Genomic DNA, 15,758 nt, shown 5'->3' on the forward strand with positions numbered 1-15,758 from the left:
TCAAAAAAGTTTACGAATTTGTAAATGCGCTGGTAGATCTATATGTTCGGCCCCGAATCGGTGTTGCCTCCCGGCGCGTCCTCGGGCATGAGCGATATTTTGTTGCGCACTTCGTGCTGCAAAATATCGCTCCCCCTGCGGAATGCGCCGGGAGGCAACACCGATTCGGGGCCGAACATATAGATCTACCAGCGCATTTACAAATTCGTAAACTTTTTTGAAAAAAGTGCTTGCACAGTTCTCGAATCATAGGTTATTATCTTCCTCGTTGAACGCGCGGGTCCAACAAAACGAACCGTGAATCAACAACATAGCATGTCGGAGTGGCGGAATTGGCAGACGCGCTAGCTTGAGGTGCTAGTGACCGCTTTTTGGTCATGCGGGTTCAAGTCCCGCCTCCGACACCATCGCATTTGAGAAGCCTCTTCGGAGGCTTTTTTGTTACCGATAGACGGTGGGGTCCACGATGGAAACGCTTGAACGCAACGAGTGGGCAGACGTTGCCCAGCTAGTCGAGATCACGAGCGATGCTGTCATCATCTGCGAGCTCGACGGAACCATTCTGCATGTGAATAATCGCTTACTTGGTTTGATGTGCGAGGAACGCGCCGACGTCATCGGTGGAGATGTTAAAGACGTCCTGTACTCGTCCGCTTTTGAACGTGCGACGGAACATCGTCTGCCATTTGAAACTGATGGCTCTGAGAACGAACTGATGCTCAAGCTGAGTGACGGCTCCTTTATCCCCGTCTTGGTTCGTGCAGGCTCCGTAACGCCTCCACGCATCTTTGGGCGCCGCGCGCCACGTGTCCTGGTGGCGCTCCATAGCATCGAAGAACAGTTTTCGCACGACCGTCAGCTCAAGCGTGCGCTTTCGGAGCTTAGAGTGACGAACAAGCGCCTCTCTGGCACGCTCTCGGTCATTATGAGTACCGTGGGCTCCGATGAGCTGCCCAGCCTACTTGATACCGTTTTGAACCAGCTTGTAGGAACGCTCGATGCTTCGGGTGCCGCTATCTATTTTTCTGAGAGCGGCGGTTTTAAACTTCGCGGTGTTTCCAAGGAGCTGTACGACAGCTACCTGCCTGAGTTTTTGCCGTATGGCGCTGGCATTCCGACGTATGTTCTTCGTGAGTCGCGTGCCTGTCGCTTATCGATTCAACAGGACCTTGAGGGTGATAAGGCCGCCTCCGGTATGTTCATGGACTTGGACAATCGTTCTAAGCACCTGTTGCGCATGCAGGATATGCCTCCGTACCGCAGCGAGATCTGTCTTCCCGTTTTTTACGGTACGCAGATCCTTGGCGTGCTGGAAGTTGGTTGGAAACGCCCTCAGGCACCGCTCGCCTATGACGTTAATGTGCTTGAGGTCATTTGCGATTACCTATCTATCCAGCTGGTCGGCATGGCATCGAGCCTTCGCTCCCGTCGCACGGCCGAGCTTGGCCGCTCGCTCAATGTCTTGCGTGATGAGTTGTTTACCTTTCTAGACGATTCCGCCGCGGCTACCCAGGCGGTATCGTCCGAGATCTGCAATATGCTTAACTGCCATTTTTGCCCTGTTGAGTATGACGCCAGTCTGGATTCCTACGTCATAGATTTTGAAGGCGGCAGTCGCGTTGCCTTGCCGGACGATCCCGAGAAGCTTTTCTTTTCCACGACGGCGCCAGCGGCACGTCTGGGGGCTGGCCCTGATGGCTTTGAGGCATCTGTTTTGGGAGGTGCGAGTGCCGAGGACCTTAAACACGTCCGTATAACTCGCGTTGACGAATCGATGCCTATGGGAGGCTGGCTTAGGGCGCATGGTCTGCCTTGTCAGGGTCTCTACGTCGACTCCGGCATCGAGGCGGGGCGCCCGCGCTCTGAGGGTGATGGCAAGCACAGTAACGACGCGATTGTTCCTGCTTCTGTTGCGAAGAGCCCGACGACGCGCGCGCTGCTGCTTCGTGATGGTAGCCAAGAGCCGATTGATGACCTTGAATATGACTACTTGGTGCACTTGGCGCATGACTTTGAACTGATCTACGAAGGGGAATCTCAAAAGCGCGAGGAGCGCCATATCGCTCAGACCCTTCAGATTGGCATGAGAAATTCCCTGGGGGATGTTCCGGGTATCGCAACCGATTCGGTGTACCTGTCGGCCACGAACTCGGCGTTGGTCGGCGGCGATTTCTATACGCTCATCCGTCTTCCCGACGACTGCGCCGTCATGATTCTGGGTGATGTGTCTGGCAAAGGCATTGAGGCCGCATCGATGTCCGCGCTCGTCAAGACGGCCCTGACGGCATATGCTTGGGAGGGCGCTGGACCGGCCCGCATGGCACGCTCCCTTAACAGCATGCTCATGGGCTTTTCGAGGGTCGAGACGTTCGTGACGGCCTTTATCGCCAAGATTGACCTTAAGGCCGGACGCGCAACGTATTGTTCGGCGGGCCATCCTCCGACCATGGTCATTAGGCCAGAGTCGATGCCGCTGGGTGGCGGCGAGGCACGTGGGGGAGAGGTCGAGCTGCTTGGATGTCAATCGGGTGTAATCGGTGCCTTTGAGAGCATGGTGTACGAGACAGGCGTGTTTACGTTCGCTCCTGGCGACATGCTCTTCATGTATACGGATGGAACGATTGAGGCCCGCGACCGCACCGGAGCGTTCTTTGGCGAGCAGCGCTTGCGCGATCTTCTGCTTTCTGTTTCGGGGGAGGGCGTGTCGGGCATTTGCGGCAAGGTCTTGGGCGAGCTTGACCGATTTACCGAATCGGCGCTGGACGATGACATTGCATTGGTGTCCCTTGAGTTTTTACGGGGTCGTTCATAGACGACGCTGAGCGGGCTGAATCCGCATGGTTGGGGAAACGAATGCATCGAGTGGGCTTTTTTGGGGAACCATGGTCGTATGAATGAGTGGAATGACATAGCGGTTTTGACGCCACCAGGCGATATCGACATCGCCACGGTGCCTGCGCTGCGTCGGCGGTTGGATGCTTTGATTGGCCGCGGCGTGCGTCGTGTTGTCATCAACTGTCAGGCTGTTAGCTTTATCGATTCGACGGGCTTGGCATTCCTGCTTACGCGCGCTCGTGAGCTCATGAGGCGAGAAGGCCTGCTTTCGCTCGTCAATGCATCAGGTGAAGTTGTTCGCTTTTTGGAGATTGCTCGTCTTGTCGATATCCTTCATGTCGCGGGGCCGGCACGGGAGTCTATTCCCGCCATTCCGGTGGGGGAGCTGCCTCGCTGGAGTAAGAGCGTCGAGGTCCGTCAGGGTATCGAGAATCTTCCATACTACCGACATCGCATCGCCGAACTCCTTGAATCGCTTCCGTTGCGCCGTGACGAGCGCTACGATGTCGCATTGGCGTCGGGGGAGGCGCTGGGTAATGCCTATGACCATGCGGGCGGTATCGGGTGCGTCCTGACGGTTCAGGCCTATGGCGATCGCGTTGTGGTTGAGGTGCTTGATCGAGGTGCCGGCTATTCTATCGATGAAACGAGCGAACCGGTCGCATCCGAGGAACGCGGCCGTGGCATCAAGCTTATGCGTATGCTCGTCGATAACGTGGAGGTTGCTCGTCGTACGGACGGCGCCGGCACGCGCGTGCAGATGGTGAAGCTGTTTAGCGGAGCGCTGGAATCGTGTGCCTAGCCAATCGCTTTAGCGCGTTTAGCTACTAAGAACATGCGGCAGACAAGTTTTTTGAAAAAAGTACTTGCGTCTTTTGGACAACTCGCGTAAATTAATAACCCGCAAGCGGACATGGCTCAGTTGGTAGAGCACAACCTTGCCAAGGTTGGGGTCGCGGGTTCGAGCCCCGTTGTCCGCTCCATTGCATTTCCGGACCGTTTAGGCGGTCCTTTTTCGGCGAAGTGGCCAAGTGGTAAGGCAGAGGCCTGCAAAGCCTTTACCCCCGGTTCGAATCCGGGCTTCGCCTCCAGGCAACATCCGGGCGCTCCGGCGCCCGTTTTGTTTTACATATGCGGACATGGCTCAGTTGGTAGAGCACAACCTTGCCAAGGTTGGGGTCGCGGGTTCGAGCCCCGTTGTCCGCTCCAAACGCAACAGCCCGACTACTACGGTAGCCGGGCTTTTTTTTGTACCTATCTCCTAGGCTCGAACCCGAGAGGGGGCGAGCGTTTTGGGTCGTGGCTGTGGCGTTGTTTGCCGCGAATGTCCGCTTTGGGCGTATCATCGTGGGCATCTCGCATAACCTCGTTGCAAGGGAGATACGCCCCATGGCTACAGAAAAGTCTTCTTCGCGCTCATGGATGTCCGATGCCGCGATCTATCAGATCTACCCGCGCTCGTTTAAGGATTCGACTGGTTCGGGTCTGGGCGATATCGCGGGCATTACCCAGCAGATGGACTATCTTGAGCGGCTGGGTATCGAGGCCATCTGGCTGAGCCCGTTTTACCCTTCGCCTCTTGTCGATGGCGGCTATGATGTGGCGGACTACTGCGATGTCGACCCACGTCTCGGCTCGCTTGACGACTTCGATGACATGATCGCTGCGGCTCACGCGCGCGGCATCAAGGTCATCGTCGACATCGTGCCCAACCATTCATCCAACCAGCACCCCTGGTTCAAAGCCGCTCTTGCCGCCGGCCCCGGATCGCCCGAACGCGCCCGTTATATCTTCCGCGATGGTCGCGGCGAGCATGGCGAGCTGCCTCCCACCAATTGGAATGCCAACTTTGGCGGCCCCGCATGGACGCGTGTTGCGGACGGTCAGTGGTATCTGCACATGTTTACGCCCGAGCAGCCGGACTTTGACTGGTCATGCCCTGAGGTTCACGCGCTCTTTTGCGACGTCCTGGCGTTTTGGAGCGATCGAGGCGTCGACGGCTTTCGCATTGATGTGGCGCAGGGTCTCGCCAAGGATCTCGACCGCGATGACCTCGACCGGTGGCATCTCGCCGAGGGCGATGACATGGTTGACGACGGCACCCATCCGCTGTGGGACCGCAATGAGGTCCACGAGATCTATCGCGAGTGGCGCCGCGTGTTCGACCGCTATAATCCGCCGCGCAGTGCCGTTGCCGAGGCGTGGGTGCTGCCCGAGCGCCAGTATCTCTACGCGCGTCCCAGCGAGCTTGGCCAGACATTCAACTTTGAGTTTGCCAAGGCCACTTGGACCTATGATGACATGCACACTGCAATCGAGAAGGGCTTGAAGGCAGCCGTCGAATCCGATTCCGCCTCGACCTGGGTACTCTCCAACCACGACGTGCAGCGCGTGGCGACACGCTATGCCCTGCCGCAAATCAAGGCGACGCGCTACCATCAGATTGCGCTCGACTGGCTCTTACGCGACGGGTCGTCTTATGACGAGGACCGTGAACTCGGCGAGCGCCGCGCGCGGGCGGCCCTTTTGCTTGAACTGGCGCTTCCGGGCTCGGCATACGTGTATCAGGGTGAGGAGCTCGGCCTTTTTGAGGTGGCTGATATCCCGTGGGCTGCACTCGAAGACCCTACTGCGACCAATACGCACGGACCGAAGCGTGAGAAGGGGCGCGACGGCTGTCGTGTGCCCCTGCCGTGGGTGGCGGCGGACGATCCCGCGCATGGCGGATCGTTTGGGTTTTCGCCGGCAGACGCCGATGCGGCGCCCCATCTGCCGCAGCCTGCATGGTTTTCCGATTATGCTGCCGATAGGGAAGAAGTGGACCCGACATCGATGCTTGCGCTCTATCGTGACGCCCTCTGGCTGCGGCGCAAGCTGCGCGGGTGCGCCAACGATCTTGCGTGGCTCGATCTTGACGGGCGCACCGGTCTTGCGGATGGTGCCGAGGGCGCTGAGGGCGGCGTCATCGCCTATCGCCGCGATAACGGCTGGGCGTGTGTGACGAACTTCGGTGCAGCACCCGTGGAGCTGCCGGCGGGCAGGGTCCTGCTCACCTCATCACCGCTTGCAGACGGCAGGCTCGCGCAGGACAGCTCTGCCTGGATCATGCTCGGTGAGATGTAGGGGTCTCTTGCGGCGAGATTGCGTTTGCCCGCGCCTTCCGTGGTGGCTGATGTCTTCGCGAGGTTCGCGAGGGCGTTGCAAAACTTTTTAAAAAAAGTTCTTGCATAGGATGCGGGCATCACGTAAGATTAATCCTCGTAAGCGGACATGGCTCAGTTGGTAGAGCACAACCTTGCCAAGGTTGGGGTCGCGGGTTCGAGCCCCGTTGTCCGCTCCATTTGGGCGTTTAGCTCAGGGGGAGAGCGCTTCCCTGACACGGAAGAGGTCAGAAGTTCAAATCTTCTAACGCCCACCAAATGTTCGCAGCTCAGAGGCTATGTCCTCTGGGCTGTTTTGTTTTGCTACCAAGCACGCCGTCAAGTATGCCACCAAATATTGATCCAAGGTCCCCGTAGAGGTGCCGGCAGATTGCATACGTTCTGGCCGACCGTGACCGCAACATGTTGGTCAAGCATAATCTTTTGGATTCTTTTGGCGTGAGCGGCTTGGTTTTGGTAGGATTTGTCAGCGGCTTGACTAAGGGGGTTTTATAACTGCCATGCAGGTAGCCGTGTTGGTAACGTTTTACCGACTTGTCAAATGCCCCTCATTTTTAATGCGTCTGCAAAATGACTAATTGCTTTGACCTGCTGAAACACTATATGTTGTGTTTGACCTAAAAAAAGAATACAGGATATAGATGCCTCTTTGTCGTATGATAGATGGCGGACAGAGAACGAAGACCTTATTCGCCCCATTTGGACACGCCTTTGAGCCGCTTGATCGGCCGCGAGGATTGTCCGCATGAGGGCCTATGGTTTATCGAGAACACAGATTGCGCGACGGCGCCGCAAGACAGGGGCAAGCTCTGCCGGGCATCGTTTGGCTCTGAAGCGCAATGAGACTACGAGGCGAAAGAGGCAAGAGGATGAAGATCATCAAGCGCAGCGGCACCGAGGTTGTCTTTGACATCGATAAGATCGTCAATGCCATCCGCGCCGCAAACTTGGAGGTCGAGGAGAGCTCTCGTCTAACCGACCGTCAGGTGGTTTATGCGGCACAAAACGTTGCCGAGGCATGTGAGAATGCCGGACACACCGTTTCGGTCGAGGAGATCCAGGATTTGGTCGAGGACGAGATCATGCGTCTCGACTGCTACGAGGTTGCCCGCCACTACATCATCTATCGTTATGTTCAGAGCCTGAAGCGCCAGAAGAACACGACCGATGACAAGATCCTGTCGTTGATTGAGTGCAATAACGAAGAGGTCAAGCAGGAGAACTCCAACAAGAACCCGACCGTCAACTCCGTTCAGCGCGACTACATGGCCGGCGAGATCTCCAAGGACCTGACTCAGCGCGTGCTGCTGCCCCAGGAGATCGTGGATGCCCATAATGAGGGCCTGATCCACTTCCACGATTCGGATTACTTTGCCCAGCACATGCACAACTGCGATCTGGTGAACCTGGAGGACATGCTCCAGAACGGCACTGTTATCTCGGGCACGCTGATCGAGAAGCCGCACAGCTTCTCGACCGCTTGCAACATCGCGACGCAGATCATCGCCCAGGTTGCTTCTTCCCAGTACGGCGGCCAGTCCATCTCGCTGACCCATCTTGCCCCCTTTGTTGAGGTGAGCCGTCAGAAGATTCGCGGCGAGGTCGCTCGCGAGCTTGAGGAGCTCGGTGTCTCGGCATCTGCCGAGAAGGTTCGCGAGGTCGTTGAGGATCGCCTGCGCGATGAGATCCGTCGCGGCGTCCAGACGATTCAGTATCAGGTCGTGACCCTTATGACCACGAATGGCCAGGCGCCGTTCGTGACGGTCTTTATGTATCTTAACGAGGCCCGTACGCCTCAGGAGAAGCACGACCTTGCCATGATTGTGGAGGAGACGCTTCGCCAGCGCTACGAGGGCGTTAAGAACGAGGCCGGCGTGTGGATTACCCCGGCATTCCCCAAGCTTATCTATGTACTCGAGGACGATAACGTTCACGAGAATTCCCCGTACTTCTACCTGACCCAGCTGGCTGCCAAGTGCACCGCCAAGCGCATGGTGCCCGACTACATCTCCGAGAAGAAGATGCGCGAGCTCAAGCTGTCGAAGGGCGAGAGCGCCGGCAACGGCGATTGCTACACCTGCATGGGTTGCCGCAGTTTCCTGACGCCCGATCGCTCGGGCAACGGCTTTAACAATGTTGCCAACGCGCTGAACTATGACCCGACCAAGCCTAAGTACTATGGTCGCTTTAACCAGGGTGTTGTAACCATTAACCTGCCCGATGTCGCGTTGAGCTCGCACCAGGATATGGACAAGTTCTGGAAGATCTTCGATGAGCGCCTTGAGCTGTGCCACCGGGCCCTGCTGTGCCGCCATGAGCGCCTGATGGGCACGCTTTCGGATGCCGCGCCGATCCTTTGGCAGTACGGCGCCCTGGCGCGCCTTAAGAAGGGTGAGACGATCGACAAACTGCTCGTGGGCGGCTATTCCACCATCAGCCTGGGTTACGCCGGTCTGTATGAGTGCGTCAAGTACATGACGGGTCACAGCCACACCGAGAAGGAGGGCACGCCGTTTGCCATGGCCGTCATGCAGCACATGAACGACAAGTGCGCGGAGTGGAAGGCTGCGAGCGACATCGATTTCTCGCTGTACGGCACGCCGTTGGAGTCGACGACCTACAAGTTCGCCAAGTGCCTGCAGCGTCGTTTTGGCATTATCCCGGGCGTGACGGACAAGGGCTACATCACTAACAGCTATCACGTCCACGTGTCCGAGGAGATCGATGCCTTCGACAAGCTTAAGTTCGAGGGTATGTTCCAGCAGCTTTCGCCGGGCGGCGCTATCTCCTACGTCGAGGTTCCCAACATGCAGGACAACCTCAAGGCTGTCATTCGCGTGATGCAGTACATCTACGACAACATCATGTACGCCGAGCTCAACACCAAGAGTGACTACTGTCAGGTGTGCGGCTACGACGGCGAGATCAAGATTGTCGAGGATGACGGCAAGCTGGTGTGGGAGTGCCCCAACTGCGGCAACCGCGATCAGGAGAAGATGAACGTCGCCCGCCGTACGTGTGGTTACATCGGTACCCAGTTCTGGAACCAGGGTCGAACCGAGGAGATCCGCGACCGCGTGCTGCATCTCTAATAACTATCCCAGGCTGCCCCGTAGCGAGGCCCCGGATCTTTACTCGCTATTTCGGACAGTCCTGGCTCACGACGGAGGCGCCACTGGCGCCTCCTGTTCGTGCGGAACTCATATCGAGTAAAGGTCCGGGGCCTCGCTACGGGGCAGCCAAGGTGATGTAGCTGAGATGCAGCATGCGGTCTGCTCACTCCTCGAAGTTCTTAGCGGAAATGAGTTGACTTGCAACAACGCTTTGCTTGTGATGACGGTTGAGCTGCAACATAGTTTTTATTGGACCTCGAACCCTATGCTCGATGTTCGCTTCGTTCATTGAGTTACCCTTTGCATGAGGCCGGGACATATCGTCCCGCCCACAGTTTCGCAGGCCGAAGGCCGAGAATGTTTGAGGACGGGATGATATGTCCCGGCCTCCCGGGAGAGTTACCTATGAACTACGCGAACATTAAGTATTTCGACATTGCTGATGGGGAAGGCGTTCGTACTTCTCTGTTTGTGAGTGGGTGCCGTCGTGGGTGCAAGAACTGCTTTAACTCTGTCGCGTGGGACTTTGCTGCGGGCGAGCCGTTCGATCGCGCCGTCGAGGACAAAATTATCGAGAGTCTCGATCATCCCTTTATCGATGGCTTGACGATTTTGGGCGGCGAGCCCATGGAGCCCGAGAATCAGGCGGGGCTTGTTGACTTTATTGAACGCGTGCGTGCGGCCTATCCTGCGGGGTCGGGAAAGACCATTTGGTGCTTTACTGGCGACGTACTCGAGGAGCTTATGCCGGGCGGTCGTCACCATACCGAGGTGACGGACCGTATCCTTGCCTGCCTCGACATGCTGGTGGACGGTCCGTTTGTTCAGGACCTGTACGATATCTCGTTGCGCTTTAGGGGCTCGAGTAATCAGCGCGTGATCGACATGAACGCCACGCGCGCTCGTGCTGCACGTGAGGGCGTTTCGCTTTGCGATGCTGTGGAGCTTTGGCGGGACGATCCGGTCTATTCGACCCATACTATGTAGCTTGCGGCCGATGCCGGAGGGCGTGGTACCATAGCGCGAACGCGAAATCGAAAAAAGTGAGGCCCAGATGGTCGATCAGGAAAAAGTCGAGACTGCCATTAAGCTGCTGCTTGAAGGTATAGGCGAGGACCCAACTCGTGAGGGCCTGCTGGAGACTCCGGCACGCGTCGCCCGTATGTATGGCGAGATTGCCGGCGGTATGGACCAGAGTGCCGAGGAGCATCTGTCCAAAACTTTTGCCGTCGCTTCGAACGACTTGGTTATCGAGCGCGACATCACGTTCTACTCGCTGTGCGAACATCATCTGCTGCCGTTTTATGGCAAGGCCGCCATTGGTTATATCCCCAACGGCCGTGTCGCAGGGCTCTCTAAGCTTGCCCGCACGGTTGAGGTCTACGCCCGTCGTCTGCAGCTGCAGGAGCAGCTGTGCGCACAGGTTGCCGATGCCCTCATGGAGTATCTCGCTCCCCAGGGAGCGATTGTGCTCATGGAGGCTGAGCATATGTGCATGACCATGCGCGGCGTGCAAAAGCCTGGCACCAAGACCGTGACGCTCGCTCGCCGCGGCGTCTTTGAGACCGATCCCGCGCTCGAGGAGCGGTTCTTTAGGATGCTGGGCCGTTAGCATGAGGGTCGTCAACGACTTTACATCGAAGACCGATGAGGGGACGCCGCGTCGCGGCTTCATGGCTTCGGGCCTGGCCCCCTTTGATGCCATGCCTCGCATTGATTACATTTGTGCCAACGGGCTGTTTCGGCGGCACCTGGGCAACATTGCGCAGTTGGAATCGGGGCGCATCTTCTGCCGCCACGGTATTGACCATCTGCTCGATGTCGCTCGCATTATGTGGATCAAGAATCTCGAGGAACAGCTCGAATTTGACCGCGAGGTCATCTACGCCACGGCACTTCTTCACGATATCGGCAAAGATGAACAGTATGAATCGGGTATATCCCATGATGTTGCAAGCGAACGCGTCGCTGATGCGATTCTCGGCGGCATGCCCGATGATGTGGCGTTTGAGCCGGCCGATGCCGCAGCCATTAAGACGGCCATTCTGGGCCATCGAAAGCTGCGCGTGAACAGCCAACCGCTTGAGCGTCTGCTCTATGCGGCCGATAAAGCGTCGCGCGCCTGCTTTGCATGCCCCGCGCGCAATGCTTGCAACTGGAGCGATGATAAAAAGAACCTGTCGATTCGCGTGTAGTTAGTTTGCGCGGTCGGGGTTCTAAACGAAGGAGACGATCGCGATGAGCAATAAGAAACTGCCCGAGAATGCAACCAAGACTGAAGGTGCCGAGCTCGCCCGCCGTGGAAGGGGCGAAATATCCACCGCAACGGCGGTACCCCACGTGAGCTATGACGATCTGCGCCATGCCGACCGCATCACCGTTGAAGGTCTCGAAGTCTTTGCCAACCACGGCGTGTATCCCGAGGAGAACGCGCTGGGCCAGAAGTTCATCGTGTCCTTGGTGCTCTATGCCGACCTGCGTGCAGCGGGGGAGCACGATAACCTGGACGCCTCGATTGACTATGGCTCGGTGTGCCACGATGTCGATGGCTATCTGCGCGAGCATACGTTTAAGCTCATCGAGGCTGCAGCCGAGGGTGTGGCCTCGATGCTGCTACGTCGTTACCCCCTGCTGCTTGGCGTGCGTGTTAAGCTCGATAAGCCTTGGGCGCCCGTCGGTCTTCCCCTGGCAAGCTGCGGTGTCGAGATCGAGCGCGTGCGCTAACCGACTCTAGAGCTCGTTGGCGGGCGGTTTTTTGAGCCGCTGCGACAGAGCTCTGTTGTTGGGGCAGTACGTGTCGAGCAGCGCGTGAAACCGCTGATTGTGGCTTGGCTCGAGCAAGTGGACGAGCTCGTGGGCGACAACCATGTCGAGGCATTCGACGGGGTAGGCGGCAAGTTCTCGTGCGATGCGAACGGCGCCGGATTTGGGCGTGCAGGAGCCCCAACGCGTTTTCATGCTGCGTACGGAAACGCGGGAAACGGCGACACCCATTGCGATTTCGTATGCGTGCACAATATCGCGCAGTGCCGATGTGACCTCGGACGTATAGAGCTGGTCAATATGGGCTTGGATCTCACTGGGCGTTAAGCCGTCGAGGGTCGCGTTCCACTTGGCCTGCGGACGTTCGTCTGGCTCGTCGGTACCCATAAAACTTGCGAAGGTAGCCTGCTTGGGCCGCGGTGCGGGTGGCTCAAAGTTGTGGTCGAGTGCATCCTGTACCGTGATGGGCTTGCCCCAAAGTGCAATGATCGAGTGGGGGCTGAGCGACTCCTGTGCCGTCGTCTGACGTTGCTCGCGCTGGGCAAGTCGGCTGATAATCCAGGCGCTGTTGCGCTTCACAAACGCTTCGATACGCTCGCGGCTGGCGCCGAGCGGCGCGCTGGCGTGGACCTCACCGCTCGATGAGACGCGTAGGTTGAAGTTCTTGACGCGCTTTTTGGTAACGACGACGGGGATGGGCGTCCCATCCGGTCGGGATACGGAAATCGTAAACTGCTGCGTCAAAAGCGGTCCTTCAGATTGGGGACGGGCCGGCATGCCGACCGTTCGGCATGCCGGCCCGCGCCATGGATGTGAAATTAATAACGCTCAAAGAAGGCAAGCGCGTTGTCGCTGCAGAGCTTTTGCATCACGGTCTTGCCAAAGTGCTTGGAGAGCATGTTCTGGAACTCGGGCATCTTGCTGGCGTCGGAGAGGAAAGCGGGCACCGCGGCGCCGTCCCAGTCGCCGCCGAGCGCGATGACGTCCTCGCCGCCCAGGTCGAGCCAGTGCTCGATATGTGCCGCCAGCTGGTCGAAGGTGACGTCTGCGGCGGTCTTGTCGGTTGCGTCGTTGGAAAGGAACTCGCTGCAGTAGTTGAGGCCGACGATACCGCCCATGTCGCGAATGGTGCGGAACTGGTCGTCGGTGAGGTTGCGCTTGACGTCGCAAACCGCGCGGGAGTTGGAGTGGCTGGCGACGAAGGGGCGCGTGGCGTGGGCGACAACCTCGTCAAAGCACTCATCGTTGAGGTGGGAGACGTCGAGCACCATGCCGGCGTGCTCCATCTGCGTAAGCGCCTCGATGCCGGCGGCGGTGAGGCCGGCGTGGGTGTCGTGGCCGCTCGCGAGCGGTCCCTGCGCGTTCCAGCTGAGTGACGACATGAGCACGCCCAAGCTCTTGAGCACTTCGATCAGCGCGGGGTCCTCGGCAAAGAACGTGGCGTTTTCGATGGTGTGGATGCAAGCGACCTTGCCGTCCTTGAGCGCGGGGCGAATGTCTGCGGCGCTGCGCACGTTGACCATACGGTCGTGGTTGAGCATTGCCTGGCCGCTCATATGCGCCATGATCTGCGCCTGGAAGCGCGCGGCGTGGGCGGTGGGAATCTCGTCGGGGACAAACGTGGCGAAGCACTGTGCCCACGGCGTGTTGCCGATCTTTGCGAGCGAGATGGCGCAGGCGTTACCCTCGATGAGGTCGAAATCTTGCGGATGCGTCTCGTCGCCGGGGAAATAGCCGTCGGTGCCGGCGGTAAAGCGCAGGTCGAGATCGAGCGTGGCCCAGCCGATGCGGTCGGCGGTGTCGCAGTGTAGGTCAAATACGGGATATGCCATGGTTCCTCCGGTTGCAGCGTTTCTTTGCAAACTGTCTTTGAATTGTATGACTAGGGTATAGTTAGCGCCATATGTTCATGGCGGCCCACGTTGTGCGCCGCCCTTATCACGGAGGTTTCCATGTCCAACCAGGGCAAGAAGGTCAAGACTCATTATCGCGGCACGCTCGACGACGGCACGCAGTTCGATAGCTCCTACGATCGCGGCGAGCCGCTGGAGTTCACCTGCGGCGCCGGTCAGATGATCAAGGGCTTCGACGCCGCTGTTGTCGACATGCAGGTGGGCGAGAAGAAGACCGTGCACATCCCGGCTGCCGATGCCTACGGCGAGCACAATCCCGAGATGGTTATTACCTTCCCGGCCGAACAGGTTCCCAACATCGAGCAGATCGAGAAGGGCATGAAGCTTTTCCTGTCCACGCCGAGCGGTATGCCCGTCCCCGCCGTGGTCATCGACGTTACGCCCGAGGCCGTGACGCTCGACGCCAACCACGAGCTGGCCGGCAAGGACCTCAACTTTGATATCGAGCTCGTCGAGGTCGAGGGTTAGAGTATGCCCGAGCGCTTGGTTTCGACGACATGCTTGGGAAATCTCAACGATCCGTCCTATGAACTCCTGCTCCGCCGGAATTTGGGCGGCGTCTTTGAAGTTGACGAGCTACTGCTCGATTGGGACCAGGCTGACACGCGCGCGTTTGTGGGTGTGACGGAGCTGGGGCGCACGGTCGATGTTCGGCTGGATGCTGCCGACGGCGGTCGTCTTGTCGACGGCGATGTGCTTGTCATCGACCGTTCGGGCATGGTGCCCGTGGCGGTTGTCGTGCGCCTGCGCAGTGCCGAGGTTTATTTGGTCGAAGTCGACCGCATGGACCCGATTGCGCTCGCGCATGCGTGCTGGGAGATCGGCAATATGCACGCGCCGCTTTTCCGAGGCGATTCGGACGAGTATACCGTGCGCATGTATACGCCGGTGCAGCCTGTTTTGGGCCGCATGCTCCGGGGCGTCGAGGGCGTTTGGCTCTCGGTGGTTACCCGTGAACTCGATGCGGACCGGCGCTTTGCGTCGAGTGCGGCGGATGCCGTTGTGAGTATGGCTCCCGACTTTACGATCGTAAAAAAGGCGCGCGGTTAACGTGCGTATGAGTAAGACGGACTTTGAGAGGCAGCTATTCAAAGTCCGTCTTACTGTTGATGAGGTGCTTTGGGGGGAAAGCATATGGGTCTTGAGGGAATCAAGCTGATTGCATGCGATTTGGACGGCACGTTGCTGCATCCGGGGGAGCGCGAGCCGCGTTCCGAGGCCTTTGAGCTCATCGATGAACTGCATCGTCGCGGTATCGTGTTTATGCCGGCGAGCGGTCGTCAATATGCGAGCTTGCGCTATCTGTTTACCCCGGTGGCCGATGAGCTCGCCTATGTATGCGAGAACGGAGCCCTGGTGATGAGCGAGGGGCGTGCCGTTGTCAAGCGCTCCATGGAGCGTAGCCTTGCTATGGATATCGCGAATGCCGTGGTTGCGTATCCCCATGCCGACGTGACCCTTTCGTGTGAGGGACACCTCTACACCATGAGCGGCAACGATGCGTTCGTCGACCATTTGCGCTATGAGGTCCACTGCGATGTGGCGGTGGTCGACCGCCCCGAGGACATCGACGAGGACGTCATTAAGATTGCCTTCCAGACGCCCGAGGTGGATCAGCCGGCGGCCCTGGAGTATTTCGAGCGCCTCTTTAGCGACCGTGTTGACGTGATGACGTCGGGAACCGAATGGACGGACTTTATCGGTTTCGGTTCGGGCAAGGGCTCCGCGCTTGCCGATTACGGTCGTGCCCTGGGTATTTCGCCCGATGAGATGATGGCGTTTGGCGACAATGAGAACGATCGCGACATGCTCAACGTCGTGGGCCATCCCTATCTGATGGAGAGCTGCAATCCCTCTATGCGTGGCATTAACGACCGCGTCCGCTACGTGCGCACGGTCGAAGAAGAGCTGCGTCGTCTACTTGCTGAGTAGACATTTGGGACATGTCTAGGAATCTACTTTTTGCTGCAAAG

14 protein-coding genes and 6 tRNA genes are annotated in these 15,758 nt (G+C 58.2%); 18 read left to right on the plus strand and 2 right to left on the minus strand.

All coding sequences use genetic code 11. The features are described 5' to 3' along the window. The 15 genes from AB5Z20_RS06320 to folB all read left to right on the plus strand — a co-directional run. Window positions 1-221 (plus strand): hypothetical protein (locus AB5Z20_RS06320; RefSeq protein WP_368156705.1); only part of this gene is annotated, 221 nt, incomplete at its 5' end. 96 nt (window positions 222-317) lie between these two features. Then, window positions 318-407: transfer RNA gene (locus AB5Z20_RS06325), tRNA-Leu, on the plus strand. Between the two features lie 59 nt (window positions 408-466). Continuing rightward, entirely contained in the window at window positions 467-2,812 is a 2,346-nt protein-coding gene (locus tag AB5Z20_RS06330; protein ID WP_320677800.1) for a SpoIIE family protein phosphatase, read from the plus strand. Window positions 2,813-2,890: 78 nt separating this feature from the next. Continuing rightward, on the plus strand, window positions 2,891-3,637 hold the full coding sequence (locus AB5Z20_RS06335; RefSeq protein ID WP_055286928.1) for an anti-sigma factor antagonist: 747 nt from the start codon (window positions 2,891-2,893) through the stop codon (window positions 3,635-3,637). Window positions 3,638-3,742: 105 nt separating this feature from the next. Next, window positions 3,743-3,818 (plus strand) — tRNA-Gly (locus AB5Z20_RS06340). 34 nt (window positions 3,819-3,852) lie between these two features. Beyond that, window positions 3,853-3,926, plus strand: a tRNA-Cys gene (locus AB5Z20_RS06345). Window positions 3,927-3,968: 42 nt separating this feature from the next. Further along, window positions 3,969-4,044 (plus strand) — tRNA-Gly (locus AB5Z20_RS06350). 180 nt (window positions 4,045-4,224) lie between these two features. Next, window positions 4,225-5,958, plus strand: a complete 1,734-nt coding sequence (locus tag AB5Z20_RS06355) for a glycoside hydrolase family 13 protein (protein ID WP_368156706.1) — start codon at window positions 4,225-4,227, stop codon at window positions 5,956-5,958. Window positions 5,959-6,099: 141 nt separating this feature from the next. Continuing rightward, a tRNA-Gly gene (locus tag AB5Z20_RS06360) sits at window positions 6,100-6,175 on the plus strand. 3 nt (window positions 6,176-6,178) lie between these two features. Further along, a tRNA-Val gene (locus tag AB5Z20_RS06365) sits at window positions 6,179-6,253 on the plus strand. Window positions 6,254-6,865: 612 nt separating this feature from the next. Beyond that, complete coding sequence (nrdD, locus tag AB5Z20_RS06370) at window positions 6,866-9,088, plus strand: anaerobic ribonucleoside-triphosphate reductase (protein WP_195568296.1); 2,223 nt, start codon at window positions 6,866-6,868, stop codon at window positions 9,086-9,088. A gap of 426 nt (window positions 9,089-9,514) precedes the next feature. After that, window positions 9,515-10,096, plus strand: coding sequence for an anaerobic ribonucleoside-triphosphate reductase activating protein (gene nrdG / locus AB5Z20_RS06375; protein WP_138112050.1), 582 nt, complete (start codon window positions 9,515-9,517; stop codon window positions 10,094-10,096). A gap of 67 nt (window positions 10,097-10,163) precedes the next feature. After that, window positions 10,164-10,721 carry a GTP cyclohydrolase I FolE gene (gene folE / locus AB5Z20_RS06380; RefSeq protein WP_117766073.1) on the plus strand — a complete coding sequence of 186 codons (558 nt, stop codon included), beginning with the start codon at window positions 10,164-10,166 and terminating at the stop codon, window positions 10,719-10,721. Window position 10,722: 1 nt separating this feature from the next. After that, window positions 10,723-11,304, plus strand: a complete 582-nt coding sequence (locus AB5Z20_RS06385) for an HD domain-containing protein (protein WP_175406008.1) — start codon at window positions 10,723-10,725, stop codon at window positions 11,302-11,304. 43 nt (window positions 11,305-11,347) lie between these two features. Further along, window positions 11,348-11,833 (plus strand): dihydroneopterin aldolase, encoded by a 486-nt coding sequence (folB, locus tag AB5Z20_RS06390; RefSeq protein WP_138112053.1) that lies wholly within the window; start codon window positions 11,348-11,350, stop codon window positions 11,831-11,833. Between the two features lie 6 nt (window positions 11,834-11,839). On the opposite strand, the gene AB5Z20_RS06395 is transcribed toward folB, so the two are convergent. Together AB5Z20_RS06395 and AB5Z20_RS06400 are read right to left on the minus strand one after the other, a co-directional pair. Then, window positions 11,840-12,616, minus strand: a complete 777-nt coding sequence (locus AB5Z20_RS06395; protein ID WP_195568298.1) for a M48 family metallopeptidase — start codon at window positions 12,614-12,616, stop codon at window positions 11,840-11,842. 74 nt (window positions 12,617-12,690) lie between these two features. Continuing rightward, window positions 12,691-13,704 carry a dipeptidase gene (locus AB5Z20_RS06400; RefSeq protein ID WP_138112059.1) on the minus strand — a complete coding sequence of 338 codons (1,014 nt, stop codon included), beginning with the start codon at window positions 13,702-13,704 and terminating at the stop codon, window positions 12,691-12,693. 120 nt (window positions 13,705-13,824) lie between these two features. Here AB5Z20_RS06400 and AB5Z20_RS06405 point away from each other — a divergent pair, with 120 nt between their 5' ends. The 3 genes from AB5Z20_RS06405 (at window position 13,825) to AB5Z20_RS06415 (ending at window position 15,717) form a co-directional block, all read left to right on the plus strand. Beyond that, complete coding sequence (locus AB5Z20_RS06405; RefSeq protein WP_055286916.1) at window positions 13,825-14,253, plus strand: FKBP-type peptidyl-prolyl cis-trans isomerase; 429 nt, start codon at window positions 13,825-13,827, stop codon at window positions 14,251-14,253. 3 nt (window positions 14,254-14,256) lie between these two features. After that, entirely contained in the window at window positions 14,257-14,835 is a 579-nt protein-coding gene (locus tag AB5Z20_RS06410) for an urease accessory protein UreE (RefSeq protein ID WP_138112062.1), read from the plus strand. Window positions 14,836-14,919: 84 nt separating this feature from the next. Next, on the plus strand, window positions 14,920-15,717 hold the full coding sequence (locus AB5Z20_RS06415) for an HAD-IIB family hydrolase (protein WP_138112065.1): 798 nt from the start codon (window positions 14,920-14,922) through the stop codon (window positions 15,715-15,717). The last annotated feature ends 41 nt before the right edge of the window (window positions 15,718-15,758 follow it).

Source organism: Collinsella aerofaciens (assembly GCF_040910245.1).
In the GTDB taxonomy this organism is placed as follows: Bacteria; Actinomycetota; Coriobacteriia; order Coriobacteriales; family Coriobacteriaceae; genus Collinsella.